The organism is Actinopolyspora sp. BKK2 (assembly GCF_011291845.1).
Classification (GTDB): Bacteria; Actinomycetota; Actinomycetes; order Mycobacteriales; family Pseudonocardiaceae; genus Actinopolyspora; species Actinopolyspora saharensis.
The window spans coordinates 16293-31934 of record NZ_JAANTE010000013.1 but is presented as its reverse complement, the minus strand read 5'-3'; the positions used below and the strand labels follow the sequence as shown (position 1 = coordinate 31934).

Below are 15642 nucleotides of genomic sequence, written 5' to 3'. Positions count from 1 at the left end.
AGGTCTCCTCGGGTCGTCGGGAAGGGGGATCAGGAGGTCTGCAGCTCTTCGGCGGCGTCGTCGGTGGAGGAGCCGTTGAGAGCCGGGTCGTCGTACTCCTGGTACGGATCCACGCCGCGCTTCGTCTGCCAGCGGTGGATCAGCACGGTGACGATCGGGGTCAGGACCGCGGTGGTCACCACGGAGCCGGCCACTTGCACCGTGGCCACGTCCTTCAGCGCCTCGTAGGCGGGATCTGCTGCGGCGACGACGGCGGGTGTGGCCACTGCCGCCCCGGCGGTCGAGGACTCGGCCGCGCCGGAGATGACGTTGCGTCGCGTCTTGGGGCGGCGCCGGACGACGTGCACCAGCCACAGGAGCAGCACCGCGCCGCCGCCGGAGAACGCCACGGTGAACAGGCCCAGCAGGATTCCGGGCGGGCCGGCCTCGACGACGTCGGGCAGGCTGATGCTGGCTCCCAGCGGGAAGGCGAAGAACGGGATGAGCAGGCGCTCGCCCTTCTTCAGGAACGACCGCATCTCGGGATCGAGGTTGCCCAGGACGAATCCGATGATGATGGGGGCCAGTACCGCCACGAAGGACAGCAGCGGAATGTTGGCCATACCGGCTGCGCCCAGCACCACCAGGGTCAGGAACGGGCCGTCGTTCAGCGAGATGACGGCGACGGCGCCGCGGTCGGTCTTGTTGCCGAACTCTTGGGTCAGCGCCGCGTAGAGCCCGGTGTTCGAGTTGCTCATGGCGGCGACGATGGCCAGCGGCGTCAGCGTCCAGAGCGTGCCACCGGGCATGACGAACCCGGTGAGCAGGCCGACCGCGACGGCGGCCAGCAGCTTGCCGATGAGGATGGCGAAGCCCTTCTCCGCCACGGGAGCCGCTGCCTTGAGGGGCAGCTGGGCACCCATGCAGACCAGGAACAGCCCGATGACCGCCATTGCCCCGTCCTTGAACAGCGCCTGCGTGAACCCGCCGATTTCCAGGGCTTCGGGGACGAAGGTGTTGAACAGGACTCCCAGCAGCAGGGGGATGATCATCAACCCACCGGGAACCTTATCCACTGCTCGAAGGATTGGCATGTTTCTCCTCGGGAGCGAACTGAGGCAGGCGTGGCCCTGGGGCGAGCCCGCGTGCCCGAACTGTCGGTGCGGCGACTCCTCGCCACTCGAATGTTTCTCTGTGTGAACACATGGCGTAGTGTTAACGGAAAGTACCATGAGCTTTGGGGGAACGTGAAGCCAGTCACGAGGCATGGGTCACGCAGGGAAGTGTCGTCGCGTGCGTTTGTCCCCGTCAGTTCGGGGATGGGTATCTCGTGGTCGTCGTCGAGTCGGTGTGTTAGTTTTTGTGAAACACTGCAACAGCTTGTTCGTTTCGCGGAGCCCTCGCGGGTTGGCGCAACGTAGAAGGAGTCCCCACGTGTCGCTGCGTATTGGCGTGATCGCCGATGACTTCACCGGAGCCACGGACATCGCCGGCTTCCTCGTCTCCGCAGGGTTGCGCACCGTGCAGCTCAACCGCCCCGGCAGTGCTCGTGACCTGCCCGAAGACATGGCCGTCGATGCCGTGGTGATTAGCCTCAAGACGCGCTCGACCCAGCGCGACTCGGCCGTCGAGGAGAGTCTCCGGGCGCTGCGGATCCTGCAGGAGCTGGACGCCGAGCGGATCCTGTTCAAGTACTGCTCCACCTTCGACAGCACGGCGGAGGGAAACATCGGTCCGGTCGCTGACGCGCTCCTCGAGGCCCTGGAGGAGTCGGCGACTGCCATGGTGCCCGGCCTGCCGGTCAACGACCGCACCGTCTACCGGGGACACCTCTTCGTCGAGGGGGTGCCGCTCCACGAGTCGGGGATGCGGCACCACCCGGTCACGCCGATGACGGACTCCAACCTGATGCGCCTGACCGAGGCGCAGGGTCGTGGCACCGCCCGCAACGTGCCGTGCGGCGTGGTGAACCGGGGAAGTCGGGCGGTGCACGAGGCCTTCCATGAGGCCGCCTCCGACGGCGTGCGGTATCTGGTGCCGGACACGCTGGACGACAACCACCTCGACGTCCTGGGGGAGGCGTTCCAGGACCTCCGGTTGGTCACCGGGGGCTCCGGTATCGGGTGGGGGATCGCTCGAGCGCTGACCCGCCGTGAAGCCGCGGGGGCTCGCCGCGCGGCGGCGGACCGTTGGCGGTTCACCTCCGGGCGAGGCGTGGTGCTCTCCGGATCGGCCTCGGAGATGACCAACCGGCAGGTGGATCACTACCGCTCAGTGGCCCCAGCCCGCGCCCTGGAGGTTCCCCGAGTGCTCGACGACGCCGAGGCCTACCGCCGTGAACTGCGGGAATGGGTCCTGCGGACACCACCGGAGGACCTGGCCCCGCTGGTTTACGCCACTGTGGAGCCCGAGCAGCTCAAAAGCCTTCAGCGCCGCCACGGAGCTGACGAACTTTCCCGGGCCATCGAGGGGTTCTTCGCGGACTTGGCGACCGAGCTGCGCGAGCACGGGGTGACCCGCTTCATCGTGGCCGGCGGGGAGACCTCGGGGGCGGTCACGCAGGCCCTGGACGTCTCCGGGTTCGAGGTTGGTCCGCAGATCGCCCCGGGGGTGCCGTGGACGCGTTCTGTCGATGGTGAGCTCGACATCGCGTTGAAATCCGGCAACTTCGGCGACGTGGAGTTCTTCCGCGCTGCGCAAGTGGAGGTGACGACCCACGCATGATCCCTGACGAACGACGACGGCGCCTGATGCACATCGTGGAGGAGCGCGGTTCGGCCAGCGTGGCTGACCTGACCGAGGAGCTCGGCGTCTCGCACATGACCGTGCGGCGCGACATCCGAGTGCTGGAGGACTCGGGGCGGATCATCTCGGTCAGCGGCGGTGTCGCGATGCCGTCGCGGATCGCTCTCGACGCCACGCGGCAGGCCAAGCTCGGCCAGCACACTCGGGAGAAGGACGCGATCGCCGCTCGAGCTGCGGAACTGGTGCAGCCGGGAGGGGTGATCTACCTGGATGCCGGGACGACGATGCTGGCGCTGGCCCGCGCCCTCATTCAGCAGGTGGGGGCGGCGCAGCTGGACGTGGTCACCAACGATCTGATGGTGGCCTTCACCCTCGGCGAGCAGGAGCAGGCGCGCGTTCACGTGCTCGGAGGCCAGTTGGACAGTCCGAACATGTCGACGCACGGCACCATCACCGCCGAAGAGCTGAACCAGTTCAACATCGACGTCGCCTTCGTGTCGGCCTCGTCGTTCGACCTGCGTGGACTCTCGGTGCCCACTGAGGCCAAGTCGGTGGTGAAACGAGCGATCGTCGAGAACTCGAGCCGGGCCTACCTGGCAACGGACAGCAGCAAGTACGGAAGAGTGGCCGCGTTCAAAGCACTCCCCATGGCCTCGTTCGAGGGGTTGGTCATCGACTCGGGGCTTCCGGACACCGCCCAGGAGCGCGTGCAGAACCTGGGGGTCGAACTGTTTATCGCTGGATCCGCCGGCCGATCCGAGAGGAAGAATCCGTGACTGACCAGAACCTGGCAGACAGCGAGCTGCGACGTCAGATCGTTGTGCTGTCCAAGAGCCTGTTCGACCGTGGCTACTCGGCGGGCAGCGCGGGCAACATCAGCGTGCGCGTCGAGGGCGGGTTCCTGATGACCCCCACCAATTCCTCCCTGGGCAGGCTCGAGTCGGACCAGCTCTCCGAGCTCAACGAGCGGGGTGAGCACGTCGCCGGACCGAAGCCCTCCAAAGAGGTGGTCATGCACCAGGCCATGTATCGGGCGCGTCCGGAGTCAGCGGCGATCGTCCACCTGCACTCCACCTACGTCACCGCGATCAGCTGCCTGCGCGACGAGGACGCCATCCCGCCGCTGACCCCGTACTTCGTGATGCGGCTGGGGCGGGAGGTGCCGACCGTGCCCTACTACAAGCCCGGCTCGGACGCCATACTCGACGACATCGTGGCCGCGGGAAAGCGCGGGCCCGCCGTCATTCTGGCCAACCACGGCTCCATCGTGGCCGGGTCCACCTTGGAGGAGGCGGTCAACGCCTCCGAGGAGTTGGAGGCCTCGGCCCAGCTGACCTTCCTGCTCGAAGGACGCCGCGCCAGACCGCTGACCGAATCCCAGATCGACGAGCTGCTGACGTGAGTGCTCCGGGGGCGAACCGTCCGTGAGTCGCGACGCGGCCGGTCCGGCCGCGCACCGACAGGGCGCCCCGGTGTCGCGGGCAGCGTGCTCGGCCGTGTCGCGGAATTCCCGCGAGGGACGCCGCAGGTGGTCCCTCACGCGCGTGACGGACGTGGTGGTCCGCACGTGGGAGCAAATTTATTTCAGCATTTGAAATAAAGCGTAGGCTGTCGGTATGGGGAGTTGGCAGAGTTCGTCGCAGCGCCGAGCCTGGAGACCGTACATCGAGGCGAGTCTGCTGCTGGAGACCCGGCTGGACGAGGACTTGCGCGCGGCCGTCGGGTTGAGCCTGCGGGACTACAACGTGCTGCTGGTGCTGTCGGAGGGTCCGGAGCACCGGCTGCGGATGGGGGACCTGGCAGCGCGCATGGTGTTCTCGCCGAGCCGGCTGACCTACCAGGTCAAGGCGATGGAGCAGCGCGGTTGGGTGCTGCGCCAGCCCTCGCGGGAGGACAAGCGGGTCAACTACGCGGTGTTGACCGCCAGCGGTCTCGAGACGCTGCGCGCCGCCTACCACCACCACGTCGAGACCGTGCAGCGGTTGTTCACCGATGACCTCGACGAGCACGAGCTGGAGGTGCTCGCGCGGGTGTTCACCCGGCTGCGGGCTCGGTTGCACGGGCCCTGTGAGCAGTCCGGGGAGGCGAGTCCGCCTCCGGCGCTGACCGAGGCTCCGGGCGAGCACGGCGGGTGAGCTCGCGGGGGCTCGGTGGCCGCCGCGCCGGGCAGGCCCGGGGGCGGTGTGCCGGTGCGGGGCCCGGTGGTGCTCGTGTGCTGGGTCACCGGGGGTGCTCGAGCTGGAATAGCGGCCGCGGCGCTACCGTTTCCCCACTAGTTAAAATTTGAATTAGTTGGGAGCGCGGCCATGCAGTTCGGGGTTTTCACGGTCGGGGACGTCACGCCGGATCCGACGACGGGGCGGACCCCCACCGAGGGGGAGCGGCTCCAGGCGATGGTGACCATCGCCCGCAAGGCCGAGGAAGTGGGCCTGGACGTGTTCGCCACCGGTGAGCACCACAACCCGCCGTTCGTGCCGTCCTCGCCGACGACGATGCTGGGCTACATCGCGGGGATGACGGAGCGGCTGATCCTGTCGACGGCGACGACGCTGATCACCACGAACGATCCGGTCAAGATCGCCGAGGACTTCGCGATGCTGCAGCACATGGCCGGCGGTCGGGTCGATCTGATGCTGGGGCGGGGCAACCAGGGCCCGGTGTACCCGTGGTTCGGGCAGGACATCCGCCAGGGCATTCCGCTGTCGATCGAGAACTACCACCTGCTGCACCGGCTGTGGCGCGAGGACGTGGTGGACTGGCAGGGCCAGTTCCGCACGCCGCTGCAGGGGTTCACCTCCACCCCGCGCCCGCTGGACGGGGTGCCGCCGTTCGTGTGGCACGGCTCCATCCGCAGCCCCGAGATCGCCGAGCAGGCCGCCTACTACGGCAACGGGTTCTTCCACAACCACATCTTCTGGCCCAAGGAGCACACCCAGCGCATGGTCGAGCTCTACCGGCAGCGCTTCGAGCACTACGGGCACGGTTCGGCCGATCAGGCCATCGTCGGCCTGGGGGGTCAGGTGTTCATGCGGCGCAACTCGCAGGACGCGGTGGCCGAGTTCCGCCCGTACTTCAACGACGCCCCGGTCTACGGCGGAGGGCCGTCGTTGGAGCAGTTCATGTCCGAGACCCCGTTGACGGTGGGCAGCCCGCAGCAGGTCATCGACCGCACGCTGACCTTCCGGGACTACGTCGGTGATTACCAGCGCCAGATGTTCTTGATCGACCACGCCGGGCTGCCGCTGAAGACCGTGCTGGAGCAGCTCGACATGCTCGGCGAGGAAGTGGTTCCGGTGCTGCGCAAGGAGTTCGCCGCCCGCAAACCCAGCCACGTGCCCGAGGCGCCCACCCACGAGTCCCTCCGGGCGCAGCAGCAGAACGCGGAAGGGAGCGCGGAATGACCAGCATCGTCACGATCTCCGGGGGGCTGTCGCAGCCCTCGTCCACTCGGCTGCTGGCCGACCGGCTGACCACGGCCGTGCGCGGCGAGCTGGGTGAGCAGGCCGCGGGCGAGGTGGTCGAGCTCCGCGACTACGCCCACGACATCACCGACAACCTGCTCACCGGGTTCGCCAACCAGCGCCTGCGGCAGGTGCTCGACCTGGTCGACCGGGCCGATGGGCTCGTGCTGGCGAGCCCGGTGTTCACGGCTTCCTACAGCGGGTTGTTCAAGTCCTTCGTGGACGTGCTCGACCCGGAGTCGGTGCGGTCCAAGCCGGTGCTGCTTGCCGCCACCGGCGGCACCGAGCGGCACTCGCTGGTGCTGGAGCACGCGCTGCGCCCGCTGCTGTCCTACCTGCGTGCTCAGACCGTGCCCACCGCCGTGTACGCGGCCAGCGTCGACTGGGGCAATGACACCGAGCTGGGCCAGCGCATCACCCGCGCCGCGGGCGAGCTCGCCGCGGCGGTGCGCGCCAGGCCGGAGCGTGCTCAGTCGGATCCGTTCACCGATCCGGTACCGTTCGAGCAGCTCTTCCGGAACACCACGGCGCACTGAGGACGGTCATGTCCGAGGAATCCCCCGAGGTGGCGGTCGCCCGGTCGGCGGACCGGGACCGCTACGAGATCACCGTCGACGGCAGGAAAGCGGGCCACGCCGCCTATCTCGAACGCGCTGGTCAGCGCGTCTTCTACCACACCGAGATCGACGAGGAGTTCGGCGGCAGGGGCCTGGGCAGCGTCCTCGTCGGTCGGGCCCTGGCCGAGACCGGGGAGTCCGGTTTCCGGATCGTGCCGGTGTGTCCGTTCGTGGCGAGGTATCTCGAGCGGCATCACGAGGTCGACGACCTCGTGGACGCGGTCACCCCGGACGTGTGGGCCGCGGTGCGGGAGCGAACCGGCTAGATCGCGCACAGACGGGTGCGTTCACGCGGCTGCGCCGCCTGCCCGACGCTCGGCCGGGCCGAGCGGGTGCCGGGCGCGGTCCGCGCGGGCGGTGCGCCGGAGCGTACCGGTGCGGGCGCGGGCAGCGGCCGAGCGCCGCACCGGTAGCCCGCCGCGCCGGTAGCTCCGGAACGCGAAGGTCACTGCTCGAGCGCCTCCACGATGCGCTCGGTGGTTTCGTGCATGTGGGTGCGGATGACCTCGCGGGCCCGCTCGACGTCACCTGCCTCGATGGCGTCCACGATCGGCAGGTGACGTTGCCAGTGCGTGTTGCGCAGCGCGAGCTCCCGGCCGGAGCGACTGATCGTGGCCCGGGTCAGCCCGGAGATGTGCTGCCAGGAGTTGACGAGGGTCTCGTTGCCCGTCAGTTCGCACAGCTGCCGGTGGAAGGCAAGATCGGCTTCGATCAGCTCCGCCAGCTCCTGACCGGTGTCGCTCAACCGGTCCAGTGACTCGCGCAGGGTTCGCACGATCTCGGTGCGTTCCTCCTGCTCGCAGAGGGTTTCGACCGCCAGCATCTCCAGCGAGCGCCGGACCGCGAAGATGTCGCGCACTTCCGCGGTGGTCAGCGCGCGCACCAGGAGCCTGCCCCGCTCGCCGGTGACCACGAGCCCTTCCTGAACGAGGTGGCGCAGGGCTTCGCGCAGCGTTCCGCGCGATACCGACAGCGCCTCGCTGAGCTCGGTCTCCACGAGCCGCGTTCCGGGCGCGAGCTGGCCGCTGCTGATCGCCTCGCGCAATTTGTGCAGGCTCTGCTCGCGCAGCGTGTTGCGGTCCACGCCGCCGAGAGCCGGGACATCCAGGGACAACGGGCGCCTTTCGTTGTGGAACGTGTCTGTTCCGCCCCAGTTTAATCGATCCTCCGGTCGCCTGCTGCCAGTTGACTGTTGACAGTCAACTGGCGACAAGTTTCACTGTGCGCCAACTAACTCGTGAAGCGCCTGTTGCGTGGGAGTCTCGGATGAGTGAACTGGGCTGCTCGACGATCTCGTTCCGCCACCGAACGCTGTCGGAGGCGTTGGCGGCGATCTCGCGGCTGGGCATGACGGGCGTCGACCTCGGTGGTCTGCCCGGGGTGTGCGAGCACTTCCCGGTCGAGCGGGGTCGTGACGTTGAGCTCGCGGAGGTGGTCGAGGCGGTCGAGACCTTCCGGGTCGAGGTGTGGGCGCTCAACGTGGACCCGGGGGCGTTGAACGACCCCGGTCTGGACGAGCGAACCCTGGTGTCGCGGGGGCACGAGCTGGCCGCGCACGCCCGCCGGCTGGGTGCGGCGCTCATCGTCCCCTGCGGTGCCCCGGCGCGCACGCCGTTCGTCGACGAGGCCGCTGATCTCGCCCGGACGGCGCGGGGGCTGCGCGTGCTGAGTTCCGTGGCGGCCGGGCACGGGGTGCGCCTGCTCGTGGAAGCACCGCACCACCACCGGTTCTGCCACGGCCTGGAGCGGCTTCGGGCGCTGCTCGAGTTGGTCCCGGCCGATGTGGCCGGGCTGGTCTACGACGTGAGCCACGTCGTGGCCGGTGGGGTCGACGAGGTGGCGCTGGCCGCCGAACTCGCGGAGCGGATCGAGCACGTGCACCTGCGCGATGCCGTTCCGGGCGAGATCAACCGCAGCATCGGTCGCGGTGCCGCCGATTTCGCCGGAGTCGTCGACGCGCTGCGCGAGCGGGGCTACGCGGGTCGCTACGTCCTCGAGCTCGAGACGCACGACGTCGCCGAGCACGACCGGGAGGCGGTCGCGGAGAGCTCCCGGGACGCGATCTCGGCCCTGCTGCAGGCGTGAGCAGAAGCAACGACACGAAAGGATTCCCGGAATGGCTCTTTCCGCCACCTCCACGGCAGTGATCACCGGTGCGGGTTCGGAACGCGGGATCGGCAGGCAGGCCGCTCGGCGGCTGGCCGAGGCGGGGTTCGCGGTCGCGGTGCTCGACGTCGACGAAGTCGCGGCCAAGGCCACCGCCGATCTCGTCGCCGCGGAGCACGGGGTGCCCGCGCTCGGCACGGGGGCCGACGTCACCGACGGCGACTCCGTCGACCGGGCGGTCGACGTGGTCGAGTCCTCCGAGCTGCCCGACATCGCGGCGCTGGTGAACAACGCGGGCATCACGCGGCCGACGCGGTTCCTCGACATCGAGCGGGCCGAGTGGGACGCGGTGTTCGAGGTCAACGTCACCGGCACGTACCTGGTCACGCGTCGCGTGCTGCCGGGGCTCGTCGAGCGCGGCTACGGCCGCATCGTCAACCTCTCGTCCGTCAGCGCCGAGCGCGGCGGGGGCGTGTTCGGCGGGACGCACTACTCGGCGGCGAAGGCCGCGGTGCTCGGGCTCACTCGGGCGCTGTCCCGTGAGGTCGGGCAGCACGGTGTCGTCGTCAACTCCGTGGCCCCGGGATTGATCGACACCGACATCACCGGAGGAATGCTCGAGGGGGAGCGCAAGCAACGGCTCATCGCCGACATCCCGGTGGGGCGCAACGGGAGCACCGACGACGTGGCCGGGGTGATCACGTTCCTGGCCGGCTCCGAGGCCGGCTACATCACCGGGGCGACGTTCGACGTGAACGGTGGTTCGCACATCCACTGAGGACGAGAAGAGCGGCGAGCACGCCGGTCCTCTCGTTCGAACCGCGCCCTCGTGGAGTGGCGCCAGCACCTTGAATGCGCCTCAACGGTGAGGCTTGTGGAAAGACCTCTCGTATGTCCGATGCGTTAATCCTGATGCACACCGCTTTCGCGGTCGTCGGCATCGTGCTTCTGATCGTGGTGGCGCGGATCAATCCGGTCATCATTCTCGTGGTGGGATCGTTGTACCTCGGTCTCGCCACCGGCCTCGGGTTCGACACCACCACAACCGCCGTCGCCCAGGGTTTCGGCGATCTCATGGCGGATGTCGGGTTGATCATCGGGTTCGGTGTTCTGCTCGGGTCGCTGCTGTCGACGACCGGGGCGTTGCAGCGCATAGTGGAGCTCTTCCTCCGCGTGTGCGGGCGCGAGAAGTCCCCCTACGTCCTCGGGCTGACCTCCGGGGTCGTCTTCCCCTCGATCTACTTCGATGTCGCGCTGGTGATGCTGGCGCCGATCGCCCGCTCCGTGGCCGCGCGGACGGGAGTCGGCATCGCCTCGCTCGGGGGAGCCCTGGCGATCGGTCTCGAGGCGGGGCTGTTGATGGTCCTGCCCGGTGCCGCGGCGCTGGCCGGTGCGGGGGCGCTCGGCGTGCCGCTCGGCACGATGCTGCTGTTCGGCCTTCCCGTGGCGATCGTGTGCATCGTCGTCGGGATCTTCCTGCACAGCGCGCTGATGCGCCGGACGTGGCGGCCGGCCAAGGACGAGAGCACGTTCAACGGCGGCGTGGACGGCATGACCATGGCCGAAGCCGAGCAGCCCCGGCGGCATCTCGCCCTGCCGGTGGTGCTGCTTCCGATCCTGGTGCCGCTCGCCCTGATCGTGACCGGGACCGTCGCGGACACCGCCGGCGTGTCCGGCGGTCCGGTCGCGTTCCTGTCGAACCCGATCGTGGCGCTGCTGATCGGGTTGCTGCTGGCCTGCGGGATCACGGTCTACATGCTGTCCCGGGACGCCCTGGAGAAGTCCCTGAGCAAGGGGGCGGCCACCAGCGGGACCATCCTGCTGTTCACCGGTGTGGCCGGATCGCTGGGCGAGGTGATCAGCCGCACCGGGATCGGGGACATCATCTCCGGGCTGTTCACGGCCAGTTCACTGTCCCCGCTGCTGCTGGCGTGGATCGTGGCTGCGCTGCTGCGGCTGGCGCAGGGGTCCGGCTCGGTCGCCGCGATCACGGCGGCCACGCTGCTCGCCCCCGTGATGGGTGGTTTGGACACCGCGGCCGTGCTCGTGCTGCTGGCGGCCGCCGCCGGGGCGAGCTTCGGCGGGCACGTCAGCGACAACACCTTCTGGATGTTTCGCACCCTGCTGGGGCTGTCCACGCGGGGAACCTTCCAGGTCTACACCCTGTCCCAGTCGATCATGTCGGTCGTGGGGCTGGTCGTGGTGCTGGGACTCAGCGTTTTCGCCTGACTCGACCATGAGTATCCGACGACTCTGTGAGCGGTAATGACTTTGCTGTACAACGATCCGGCTCGTTTCACCGACGACGCCCTTCGAGGGTTCTGCGATCTGCACTCGGACCGCGTCCGTGCAGTGACCGGAGGTGTCGTGCGCGGCACACCGACTCCCGAGGGCAAGGTCGCCGTCGTCATCGGCGGTGGTTCCGGCCACTATCCCGCGTTCACCGGTTTGGTGGGGCCTGGCTTCGCCGACGGTGCCGTGGCGGGCAACATCTTCACGGCGCCTTCCGCGCAGCAGGTTCACGCAGTGGCCAGAGCAGCGCACTCCGACGGGGGAGTGCTGTTCGGGTACGGCAACTACGCGGGCGATGTCATGAACTTCGGTTCCGCTCAGGAACGACTGCGCGCCGAGGGGATCGACTGCCGGACGATCGTGGTCACCGACGACGTGGCCTCGAGTGACGACGAGAGTCAGCGGCGCGGTATAGCTGGTGACTTCGCGGTCTTCAAGATCGCCTCGGCAGCAGCCGAGGAAGGACTGGCACTGAGCGAGGTGGCGGACCTGGCGCGTCGTGCCAACGCACGCACCCGCTCCCTCGGTATCGCCTTCGACGGGTGCACGTTGCCCGGCCAGTCCGAATCCCTGTTCACCGTCCCGGCCGGGAAAATGGCTCTGGGACTGGGAATCCACGGTGAACCGGGGATTTCCGAGGTGGACAGCGCGGAGGCGGACAGGGTGGCCGACATCCTGGTCGAAGGGGTGCTCGCGAAAGCCGCGCATCAGGACTCCTCCCGTGTCGCCGTGCTCTTGAACGGGCTCGGTGCGACCGGGCACGAGGAGTTGTTCGTGCTGTGGTCGCGGATCGCCACCGGATTGCGCGCAGCCGGGCTGACTCTCGTCGAACCGGAAGTCGGCGAACTCGTGACCAGCCTGGACATGAGCGGTGTCTCGCTGACGGTGACGTGGCTCGACGAGGACCTCGAGCGGTTGTGGTGTGCTCCGGCCGATGCTCCGGCTTACGGAAAGGCCGGCGGAGCGGTCGCTCGGGCACCGGAGACGCGAACACCGGCCGACAGCGCGGAAACCAGTGACGAAGAGCTTCCCGAGGCGAGTCCCGACTCGCGGGAGTGCGCCGCCATGATCGCGGCCGTGTTCGTCGAGATGCGCGCGGCCGTCGAACGCCACGCGGAGGAACTCGGCCGCATCGACGCGGTCGCCGCCGACGGCGACCACGGCAGGGGGATGTTGAAGGGCGTCACGGCGGCCGCCCGAGCCGCCACGGCCGCCCGTGAATTCGGTGCCGGAGCGCATTCGGTGCTCGTGCGGGCAGCCGACTCCTGGGAGGCCGAAGCGGGTGGGACCTCGGGAGCCCTCTGGGGAGCGGGGTTGCGCGCGTTGGCCTCCGCGTTGAGCGATCGGAGGTCCCCGGACGTGGCGGAGATCGTCGCCGGGATCGAGGGATTCTCCGCCGCGATCGCGGGTCTGGGCCGGGCCGAGGTCGGGGACAAGACGATGGTCGACGCGCTCGTTCCCTTCGTGAGCACTTTCAGCACCACGCACAGCTGGCGCAGTGCCGCGGAAGTCGCACGAACCTCGGCGGAGCGGACCGCCGAACTCATCGCCGGAACCGGTCGCGCCAAGCACCTGGCCGAGCGCGGTCGCGGCACCCCGGACGCGGGAGCCGTGTCCTTCGCGCTGCTCGCGGAAACCGTCGCGGAATTCTTGGAACGGAAGGAACACTCACATGGGTGACATGAATCTGTGGCGCATCGTCGTCGGATCCGATGATGCGGGATTGACGTACAAGAACACGTTCAAATCCGATTTCGAGGTGGATTCACGCGTGGAATCGGTGGTGGATGTCGGCGTGAACGGAGCTGAGACGACCGCCTACCCACGCATCGCCACCATCGCGGCGGAGATCGTCGCTCGCGGGGAGGCGGATCGAGCGCTGCTGGTATGCGGTACCGGTCTGGGCGTGGCCATCAGCGCCAACAAGGTTTCCGGCGTGCGCGCCGCGACGGCGCACGACAGCTTCTCGGTGGAGCGCTCGGTGCTGAGCAACAACGCCCAGGTGCTCACCTTCGGGCAGCGCGTGATCGGTCTGGAACTGGCCCGTCGACTGGCCTCGGAATGGCTCGACTACCGGTTCGATCCGCAATCGAGTTCGGCGGAGAAGGTTCACATGATCTCGGTCTACGAGAAGTCCGACCGGTGAGCGTGACCACCTCTCGAGAAAAACACCGGTGAAGGAGGAGGGGAAATGTCGTACGCACCGAACGAAGCCGAGGACGCGGTGGACGCGCGGAAGTCGGAGATCGCCGCGTTCGCGCATCGCATGCGTCATCACGTCATCGACATGGGCGAGGCCCAGGGGCAGGGCTACGTCGGGCAGGCGCTGGGAGTCAGCGACATCCTGGCCACCGTGTACCGGGATCGGCTGCGGTTCCGGCCCGAGCAGCCGCAGTGGCCGGAGCGGGATCGCTTCCTGCTGTCCATCGGGCACTACGCCATCGCGCTGTACGCCGCGCTGGCCGAGGCCGGGATCCTCGACGTCGAGGAGCTGGACACGTACGCCACCGACGGCAGCAGGCTGCCCATGTCCGCCATGGCCACCTACACCCCCGGCATGGAGATCTCCGGTGGTTCGCTCGGCCACGGCATGCCGCTGGCCGTGGGGATGGGCCTGGGGCTGCGCAGGCGGGGAAGCCGGGCCCTGGTGTACAACTTCCTGTCCGACGGTGAGCTCAACGAAGGCGCGACCTGGGAAGCGGCGATGAGCGCCGCCCACTACGAGCTCGACAACCTCGTCGCGGTGGCAGATCTCAACGCGTTGCAGGCCGACGGCGCCACCGACTCGGTGCTGCGGGCCGATCCGCTCGTCGACAAGTGGGAGTCGTTCGGCTGGCGGGCCGTTCGCGTCGACGGCAACGATCTGTCCCAACTGCTGCGCGGTTTCGAGGAGCTGGATCGGGACGAGTCGGGCAGGCCGCGGATCCTGCTGTGCGACACGACAGTCGGGAAAGGCGTCCCGCTGCTCGAGAACAGGGAAAAAGCACACTTCATGCGCGTCGACGAGCACGAGTGGCAGATCGCTCGTGAGCAGCTGGAGGGAAGTGTCGAATCATGACGAAGCGCCTCACGACCTCGGCGATGATCGCTTCCTTCGCCGATGCAGACCAGCCCACGAGTCCGGCTCCGTTCGGGCACGCGCTGGCGAGCGTTGCCGGGGAGAACGAGGAGGTCGTCGGCATGACCGCCGACCTCGGCAAGTACACCGACATGCACGTCTTCGCCGATAAGTTCCCGGATCGGTACTACCAGATGGGCATGGCCGAGCAGTTGCTGTTCGGCGCGGCCGCGGGCATGGCCGAGGTCGGCTACGTGCCGTTCGCGGCGACGTACTCGGTCTTCGCCACCCGGCGGGCCTATGACGCGCTGTGCCTGGACATCGCCGAGCCCGGGCACAACGTCAACATCGTCGGTGGCCTTCCGGGGCTGACCACGGGATACGGGCCCAGCCACCAGGCCACGGAGGACGTCGCGATTCTGCGCGCGATGCCCGGACTGACCATCGTGGACCCGTGCGACTCGGTCGACATCGAGCAGGCCGTCCCGGCGATGGCCGCCGATCCGGGGCCCACGTACTTGCGGCTGCTGCGCGGCAAGGTCCCCACCGTGCTCGACGAGTACGACTACCGGTTCGAGCTGGGCAAGGCCAAGCGGCTGCGTGACGGTAGGGACGCGGTGCTGGTCAGCAGCGGGTTGATGACGATGCGGGCGCTCCGGGCCGCCGAGCAGCTCAGCGAGCACAACGTGGACGTCGCGGTGGTGCACTGCCCGACGATCAAACCGCTCGACGAGGCGACGCTGCTGCACGAGGCCGACTCCGATCGACTGCTGGTCACTTTGGAGAACCATTCGGTGGTCGGGGGGCTCGCCGAGTCGGTGGCCAGCGCGCTGGTCAGGAACAACGCGGCCAGGGGGCTGCTGCCGATCGGGCTGCCGGACGAGTTCCTCGAGGCCGGTGCGCTGCCGACGCTGCACGAGCGTTACGGCTTGTCGACGGATCAGGTCGTGCGCCGTGTGCTCGACGGGCTGGGCTAGCTCGGCTGGTTCGGCTGGTTCGGCTGGCTCGGAGAGGGCGACGGTTGCTCCGCTCGGCCCGTGATCGTTCGGCCGCGGGCCGAGCCCGTCCCGCCGGGCCACGACTCCGGTGATCCCGGCGGTGAGGCCGAGGCGGCACGCGGGCGGCCCGCTGGTGCGGTCGGACCCGTGTGCAGGGGCGTCTCGGGGTGGGCGTGTTCTCGGGGAGCATCGCCGTCCGGCGAGTGGACGAGGTGATCCACGAAGCCGCCTGCGATGGGCGCCGACGTGTTCGCCGGACGGTCGACCCGGACCGTGCGTGCACGCCTGTCAACGCTTCCCGAAGCCGGGGCACTCGCAGCGAGAGTCCGCGGGAGATTCCGTTCAGTAACCACCCGGTGCAGGGGAGGACGGGAGACACCGATGAG

16 protein-coding genes are annotated in these 15642 nt (G+C 68.6%); 14 read left to right on the top strand and 2 right to left on the bottom strand.

The annotated features are described in order from the left end of the window. Positions 1-29: 29 nt before the first annotated feature. Positions 30-1073 carry a 2-keto-3-deoxygluconate permease gene (locus tag G9Q41_RS20365; protein ID WP_139186499.1) on the bottom strand — a complete coding sequence of 348 codons (1044 nt, stop codon included), beginning with the start codon at positions 1071-1073 and terminating at the stop codon, positions 30-32. Positions 1074-1419: 346 nt separating this feature from the next. On the opposite strand from G9Q41_RS20365, the gene otnK reads away from it, so the two are divergent. The 7 genes from otnK (at position 1420) to G9Q41_RS20330 (ending at position 7068) form a co-directional block, all read left to right on the top strand. Then, positions 1420-2703, top strand: coding sequence for a 3-oxo-tetronate kinase (gene otnK, locus G9Q41_RS20360; RefSeq protein ID WP_165633903.1), 1284 nt, complete (start codon positions 1420-1422; stop codon positions 2701-2703). Beyond that, entirely contained in the window at positions 2700-3500 is an 801-nt protein-coding gene (locus G9Q41_RS20355; protein WP_165633880.1) for a DeoR/GlpR family DNA-binding transcription regulator, read from the top strand. The genes otnK and G9Q41_RS20355 overlap by 4 nt, the downstream gene beginning before the upstream one ends. Before the next feature lie 11 nt (positions 3501-3511). Continuing rightward, complete coding sequence (locus tag G9Q41_RS20350) at positions 3512-4126, top strand: aldolase (protein ID WP_165633904.1); 615 nt, start codon at positions 3512-3514, stop codon at positions 4124-4126. 214 nt (positions 4127-4340) lie between these two features. Beyond that, the gene (locus tag G9Q41_RS20345) at positions 4341-4859 is read left to right on the top strand and encodes a MarR family transcriptional regulator (protein ID WP_092520973.1); all 519 of its coding nucleotides are present in this window, start codon (positions 4341-4343) and stop codon (positions 4857-4859) included. Between the two features lie 171 nt (positions 4860-5030). After that, a complete protein-coding gene (locus G9Q41_RS20340) occupies positions 5031-6125 on the top strand; it encodes an LLM class flavin-dependent oxidoreductase (protein ID WP_092520974.1) in 1095 nt (364 codons plus the stop codon). Further along, positions 6122-6721, top strand: coding sequence for an FMN reductase (locus G9Q41_RS20335; protein ID WP_165633881.1), 600 nt, complete (start codon positions 6122-6124; stop codon positions 6719-6721). Before G9Q41_RS20340 ends, G9Q41_RS20335 begins: the two co-directional genes overlap by 4 nt. Before the next feature lie 8 nt (positions 6722-6729). Further along, positions 6730-7068 carry a GNAT family N-acetyltransferase gene (locus G9Q41_RS20330; protein WP_165633882.1) on the top strand — a complete coding sequence of 113 codons (339 nt, stop codon included), beginning with the start codon at positions 6730-6732 and terminating at the stop codon, positions 7066-7068. A gap of 179 nt (positions 7069-7247) precedes the next feature. Here G9Q41_RS20330 and G9Q41_RS20325 read toward each other — a convergent pair whose 3' ends face one another. Beyond that, the gene (locus tag G9Q41_RS20325; protein WP_165633883.1) at positions 7248-7916 is read right to left on the bottom strand and encodes a GntR family transcriptional regulator; all 669 of its coding nucleotides are present in this window, start codon (positions 7914-7916) and stop codon (positions 7248-7250) included. Between the two features lie 152 nt (positions 7917-8068). On the opposite strand from G9Q41_RS20325, the gene G9Q41_RS20320 reads away from it, so the two are divergent. The 7 genes from G9Q41_RS20320 (at position 8069) to G9Q41_RS20290 (ending at position 15235) form a co-directional block, all read left to right on the top strand. After that, the gene (locus tag G9Q41_RS20320; RefSeq protein ID WP_165633884.1) at positions 8069-8887 is read left to right on the top strand and encodes a sugar phosphate isomerase/epimerase; all 819 of its coding nucleotides are present in this window, start codon (positions 8069-8071) and stop codon (positions 8885-8887) included. Between the two features lie 31 nt (positions 8888-8918). Continuing rightward, entirely contained in the window at positions 8919-9686 is a 768-nt protein-coding gene (locus tag G9Q41_RS20315) for an SDR family NAD(P)-dependent oxidoreductase (RefSeq protein ID WP_165633885.1), read from the top strand. 113 nt (positions 9687-9799) lie between these two features. Next, the gene (locus tag G9Q41_RS20310) at positions 9800-11137 is read left to right on the top strand and encodes an SLC13 family permease (RefSeq protein WP_165633886.1); all 1338 of its coding nucleotides are present in this window, start codon (positions 9800-9802) and stop codon (positions 11135-11137) included. A 36-nt stretch (positions 11138-11173) separates the two neighbouring features. Continuing rightward, positions 11174-12880, top strand: coding sequence for a dihydroxyacetone kinase family protein (locus tag G9Q41_RS20305; RefSeq protein WP_165633887.1), 1707 nt, complete (start codon positions 11174-11176; stop codon positions 12878-12880). Beyond that, on the top strand, positions 12873-13346 hold the full coding sequence (locus G9Q41_RS20300; protein ID WP_092520988.1) for a ribose-5-phosphate isomerase: 474 nt from the start codon (positions 12873-12875) through the stop codon (positions 13344-13346). Before G9Q41_RS20305 ends, G9Q41_RS20300 begins: the two co-directional genes overlap by 8 nt. 45 nt (positions 13347-13391) lie before the next feature. Further along, positions 13392-14258 carry a transketolase gene (locus G9Q41_RS20295; protein ID WP_092520989.1) on the top strand — a complete coding sequence of 289 codons (867 nt, stop codon included), beginning with the start codon at positions 13392-13394 and terminating at the stop codon, positions 14256-14258. Further along, positions 14255-15235 (top strand): transketolase C-terminal domain-containing protein, encoded by a 981-nt coding sequence (locus tag G9Q41_RS20290; RefSeq protein ID WP_165633888.1) that lies wholly within the window; start codon positions 14255-14257, stop codon positions 15233-15235. The genes G9Q41_RS20295 and G9Q41_RS20290 overlap by 4 nt, the downstream gene beginning before the upstream one ends. The last annotated feature ends 407 nt before the right edge of the window (positions 15236-15642 follow it).

Bases quoted from the DNA above. Each gene is read 5' to 3' on its own strand.
- G9Q41_RS20365 (WP_139186499.1), bottom strand. From the start codon at position 1,073: ATGCCAATCCTTCGAGCAGTGGATAAGGTTCCCGGTGGGTTGATGATC.
- G9Q41_RS20355 (WP_165633880.1), top strand. From the start codon at position 2,700: ATGATCCCTGACGAACGACGACGGCGCCTGATGCACATCGTGGAGGAG.
- G9Q41_RS20345 (WP_092520973.1), top strand. From the start codon at position 4,341: ATGGGGAGTTGGCAGAGTTCGTCGCAGCGCCGAGCCTGGAGACCGTAC.
- G9Q41_RS20340 (WP_092520974.1), top strand. From the start codon at position 5,031: ATGCAGTTCGGGGTTTTCACGGTCGGGGACGTCACGCCGGATCCGACG.
- G9Q41_RS20335 (WP_165633881.1), top strand. From the start codon at position 6,122: ATGACCAGCATCGTCACGATCTCCGGGGGGCTGTCGCAGCCCTCGTCC.
- G9Q41_RS20330 (WP_165633882.1), top strand. From the start codon at position 6,730: ATGTCCGAGGAATCCCCCGAGGTGGCGGTCGCCCGGTCGGCGGACCGG.
- G9Q41_RS20320 (WP_165633884.1), top strand. From the start codon at position 8,069: ATGAGTGAACTGGGCTGCTCGACGATCTCGTTCCGCCACCGAACGCTG.
- G9Q41_RS20315 (WP_165633885.1), top strand. From the start codon at position 8,919: ATGGCTCTTTCCGCCACCTCCACGGCAGTGATCACCGGTGCGGGTTCG.
- G9Q41_RS20310 (WP_165633886.1), top strand. From the start codon at position 9,800: ATGTCCGATGCGTTAATCCTGATGCACACCGCTTTCGCGGTCGTCGGC.
- G9Q41_RS20305 (WP_165633887.1), top strand. From the start codon at position 11,174: ATGACTTTGCTGTACAACGATCCGGCTCGTTTCACCGACGACGCCCTT.
- G9Q41_RS20300 (WP_092520988.1), top strand. From the start codon at position 12,873: ATGGGTGACATGAATCTGTGGCGCATCGTCGTCGGATCCGATGATGCG.
- G9Q41_RS20295 (WP_092520989.1), top strand. From the start codon at position 13,392: ATGTCGTACGCACCGAACGAAGCCGAGGACGCGGTGGACGCGCGGAAG.
- G9Q41_RS20290 (WP_165633888.1), top strand. From the start codon at position 14,255: ATGACGAAGCGCCTCACGACCTCGGCGATGATCGCTTCCTTCGCCGAT.